Source organism: Hyalangium sp. (assembly GCF_035629615.1).
Taxonomy (GTDB): Bacteria; Myxococcota; Myxococcia; order Myxococcales; family Myxococcaceae; genus Hyalangium.
The window spans coordinates 1-4,331 of record NZ_DASPHO010000351.1; the positions used below are offsets into that span (position 1 = coordinate 1).

Genomic DNA, 4,331 nt, shown 5'->3' on the forward strand with positions numbered 1-4,331 from the left:
TGTTCCGCAAGGACTGGCTGAAGGCCAAGGTGGCGTACATGGAGGCACTCTCGACGAACCCGTTCGATCCGGAGGTCCACGTCGCGCTCACGAAGATCCACGATGAGCTGGGCGAGACGGCGCTCAAGGAGCGGACGAAGAAGGCCGGCGCGCTGCTCACCGGGATGACCGAGACGGGCGTCGAGAACGCGGCCTGGAAGTTCATGAGGGACCCCAAGGAGCTGTCCGGTGCGAACGCCCCGGAGACGCCTGCCTCCGGAGGCGAGAAGGACGGCGGGAAGTAGGGCTCAGCAGAACTTCGAGAACACCAGCGCCTTGCCCAGCGTCTCCGCGCCTCCCGCGCCCGTGAGCTGCCGCACCAGCGCGAGCACATCCGGCGCCTGCTCCACGTGGCGGGACACGAGGTAGAAGCACTCGATCGCCGCCCGATCCAGCACGGCCTGGGGCTCCTCGGCAGCCTCGCCCTGCTCCGCCGCGCACAGCGCGGCCACCGCTGGGTGCCCTGCCAGCGCCAGCCGCAGCGTCGCCACCCGCAGCACCAGGCGGAACACGTACGCGAGCAGGCTCGGCAGCTCCGTGAAGGGAGCGCGGAGCCACTGCGTGATTCCATAGTTGAGGAAGTACTGCTCGACGCGTGCGCCCTGCGTCGCCATCAACCGCTCCCACCGTGCGGCGTACTCGCGCCACGCTCCCTGGGGATCCCCCTCGGCCTGCTCGGAGCCCCAGAGAGAGCCCAGCACCCTGCGGACGAAGGGGCCGAAGCGCTCACCGCGAGCGTGCACCGCCCGCGACTTCAGCATCGAGGCCACCAGCCCTGCACAGGGCCCTCCCGGCACCTCCAGCGCCAGGAACTCCTGGTGCATCGCCTCCAGCGCTTCGGGCGCGTCAAACGGCTGGAGCAGGGCCTGTACCACCTGCTCCACCTCGGCCTCGTTGCCCGCGAAGGGCTCCGGGCTGCGGAAGACGGAGTCCAGCCGGAACGCCAGCTGTCCCAGGAACATGAGCCGCGAGGCGAGGGGAAACTCACGCCGGTGCAGGAGCCTCAGCGCGGCGGCGCGCACGAGCTCGGCGTGAACGACGTAGGCATCCCCGGGCTCACCCGGGAGCGCTCGTGCCGCCTCCAGTCGCGGCACCTGCTCCAGCGGGCCGGGCACCTGCTCCAGCGCGCCCTCCTCCAGGAGCAGGAGCCGGGCCATCTCCGGACATGCGAGGGAGCCCGCCACCTCCACGTGCTCGATCCACTTCCAGACGATGCGCGGGAAGGTGACGCAGGGATCAGGAAGGACCTTCTCTCCATGGCGGCGATGGAGGGAACAGAGCCGCTCGGTATCGAGGAAGGGACAGCTCCCGTCCGAGCCCATCCGGATGTACGCGCGCTCGGCGGGAGGACCTTCGGGGTTCGGGAGCAGGAGCGACTCCACGCGCTCCTCGTCCGGGCTCCCCTTCACTCCGGCCTGCAGCTGCCACAGCTGCCCCTCGCTCACCGGTACCCGGAGCCCGACACAGCAGGTGTCCTCGCACCGGTCGGCGAGGCATCGGAAGTCCAACACTCTCTTCGCGAAGCGGGGGGACGCATCCATGGGGAGGAGGACTCGGGGCCAAGGGGTCGCCGGGACGATACCGCGTCTCCTCCACCCCGTGGGGTTGCCCTGGAAGTGGAGTTGCGGTGCATGATGCGGCAGGCTGACGGCGCAGCCTCATGCCTGACGCCCTGAGCCGTGGGAGGTGACCATGAAGCAGGAGCAACCCATCGCCGGACTGGGAGAGGGTGCTGCCGAGCCACCGGACGGCGCCCCCCCTGTGCCGCGCGAGCTGGCCACCTCCCGCGCGCTCCAGGCGTTCCTCGCGGCGACCCTGTCGGGCTCCGAGCAGGATCGAGCGCTTCGTGCGCGCACCCTCCACATGCTGGAGGGACACACCCCCCGTGCCTTCGAGCGGTGGAAGCTGAGCCCGGTGCTGGAGGAGGCCATCCGCGGGCTGGAGAACTTCTCCACCGAGTTCCCTCTGGGCCTGACTCCAGACCATGGGCTCGCGCGCCTGGACGCGGCCTACATCCGCCACGAGCGCAACCTCCCCTATGCGCTTCCCGCGCACGCTGCCTTCACGCGCTACGTGGAGCACCTGGATCTGACGGGGGATGGGCTCTACGCGTGGTTGATGAGCGAGCTGATGAAGGCGTGCGGGCTCTCCGTGCCGATCGCCTTCCCGGAGCGCCCCTTCAAGCCCCTCTCCCGCCTGCTGGACCTGTACTGGGTCACGCACCTCCACCTGCTGGACACGCGCTACCTCCGTGGCCCGCTGCGAAGCCCCGAGGCCCCGCAGTGGACAAAGGATCTGCTGGCGGAGGCCCCCTGGCTGCTCGAAGAGGGCCCCCTGGGCCTCGCGGCCGAGGTGGCCATCTGCCTCCAGCTCGCGGGGCACGCGGGGAGCGCGGCCCATCAGCGGATCCTCGACGCGCTGGCCCGAGAGCAGCAGCCCGATGGTCGCGTGCAGGACCCGACCCTCGACCAGGCTTCTGGAAGCGTGGACTCCCACACCACTGCCGCCGCCCTGCTCGCCTTCGCAGGTGCCGAGGAGCACCGCCCCAGCGGCGCGCGCTGAAGCTCCCTGCCGGGGCCACTCCCCAGGCGCCCTGCCCTGCTCAGTGACAGGGCGCCCGAATGAGCGGAGCCTACAGCTTGCGGCGGCTCGGACGCCGCAGCAGGCCCAGTCCCAGGAGCAGGGCCAAGGCGCTGACTGCCGCGCCCCCAGCACCCGAGCACCCGCAGCTGCCGCCGGAGTCCCCGTCACCGAAGCCGGGAGGCGGCACTGGAGCCCGCTTGCCCATGAACACCGCCGTGCTCTGCGGGGGCACGGTGAAGGTGCCGGAGCTCGTCGCGAAGGAGGCGTTGCGGACGACGGTATCCGCGGACTCCTTGAGGACCGGGTGCAGCTCCATGGCCACATCCTTGAAGGTGTCCGACGCGAAGCGCTGCTCTTCATCGGTCGCGTTGAAGAGCACCACCGCATCCGTGGTCCCTCCCACCACGGCGAGCCGCTCATCCAGGATGTGCATCACGATGAGGCCGGCGATCTGCTGCGGCCCGGTGTTCTCGAAGCGCACCCGCTGCTGGATCTCCTCCGCCGTCCGGAGCCGGAACAGGCCCGAGCTCTTGCGGATGCGGACCACTTCCTGGAAGTGCGAGAAGGCCTTGGCGATGTGCTCCGGCGTCGGCTTGAGCGCCGGGTCCGCGAGCAGCTGCTTCATGATGGGCCAGTTGTCATCGTTGTCCTCGGCCGGCGGCAGGCCCACGCCCCAGTTGTTGGACTGGTAGGTCCAGTCCAGCTTGTTGAACCAGTCGCCCGAGTTGTAGCTGTTACGGTCCAGGGACTTGGAGCGCAGCAGCTCGTCGCCCGCGTGGAAGAACGGGATGCCCTGGCCCAGCGCCACCAGGCTGATGCCCATGTTGTGCATGCGCACCCGCGTGTCCATGCTCGCGGCGCGCGGCGCCTTGAACTGCACCGCGTCGAAGAGCGTCTCGTTGTCGTGGGCCGACACGTAGGTGATGACCTCTTGCGGGTCCAGCGTGTAGCCCGCGGGATCACTCCCGTACTTCAGGTCCGAGCCCTTCACGGACATGCCCGCCGCGCTCGTGAAGGAGTAGTCCCGGAGGTTGCCGGCCAGCCCCACGCGGATCCGATCCATGTGCTGCAGCAGCAGCGTCTTCTGCTGGTCCGCCGTGCCCTGGTTCGTGCTGTTCGGCTCATAGAAGAGGCCGCTGATGAAGCCCTGCTCCTGCAGGCCGCTGAACGGGCCGCCGCCGCGCGCCGCGTCCCGGAGCCGGTCGCTGAAGGTGCCCATGCCCGTGCCCGGCATGTTGAGCTGCGTGGCGTTCACGCCGCGGGCGCCGTTGGCCACCTCGCCGAAGTTCCAGCCCTCGCCGTAGACGTAGATGGACTTGCCGTCCACCCCGCCCTTGTCCGCCGTGAGCGCGTCCAGCGCCGCGCGAACCTTGAGCATGTTGGACTTCATGTGGTGGCCCATCAGGTCGAAGCGGAAGCCATCCACCTTGTAGGCCTTGGCCCAGGTGACGATCGAGTCCACCATGAGCTTCTCCATCATGGCGTTCTCGGTGGCGGTGTTCTGGCAGCACGTGGAGGTCTCCACGTTCCCGTCGCCGTTGAGCCGGTGGTAGTAGCCGGGGACGATCCGATCCAGCACCGACTTCGGGTCCTGCCCGGCCGAGTTGGTGTGGTTGTAGACCACGTCCACCACCACGCGCAGGCCACTCTGGTTGAGCGACTGCACCATCTCCCGGAACTCGACGATGCGGGTGGTGCCATCCGGGTTC

The 4,331-nt window shown here is 69.3% G+C and carries 3 protein-coding genes and 1 pseudogene; 2 read left to right on the plus strand and 2 right to left on the minus strand.

Annotated elements, in window-relative coordinates:
- A pseudogene (locus VD972_RS17775) lies at window positions 1–284 on the plus strand (hypothetical protein); the annotation flags it as partial.
- A gap of 3 nt (window positions 285–287) precedes the next feature.
- Here the strand turns inward: VD972_RS17775 and fliB are convergent.
- A complete protein-coding gene (gene fliB, locus VD972_RS17780; RefSeq protein ID WP_324988569.1) occupies window positions 288–1,550 on the minus strand; it encodes a flagellin lysine-N-methylase in 1,263 nt (420 codons plus the stop codon).
- A gap of 181 nt (window positions 1,551–1,731) precedes the next feature.
- Here fliB and VD972_RS17785 point away from each other — a divergent pair, with 181 nt between their 5' ends.
- Entirely contained in the window at window positions 1,732–2,601 is an 870-nt protein-coding gene (locus tag VD972_RS17785; RefSeq protein ID WP_324988565.1) for a DUF6895 family protein, read from the plus strand.
- 70 nt (window positions 2,602–2,671) lie between these two features.
- Here VD972_RS17785 and pulA read toward each other — a convergent pair.
- Window positions 2,672–4,331 (minus strand): pullulanase-type alpha-1,6-glucosidase (gene pulA, locus VD972_RS17790; protein WP_324988567.1); only part of this gene is annotated, 1,660 nt, incomplete at its 5' end.

Bases quoted from the DNA above. Each gene is read 5' to 3' on its own strand.
- VD972_RS17785 (WP_324988565.1), top strand. From the start codon at position 1,732: ATGAAGCAGGAGCAACCCATCGCCGGACTGGGAGAGGGTGCTGCCGAG.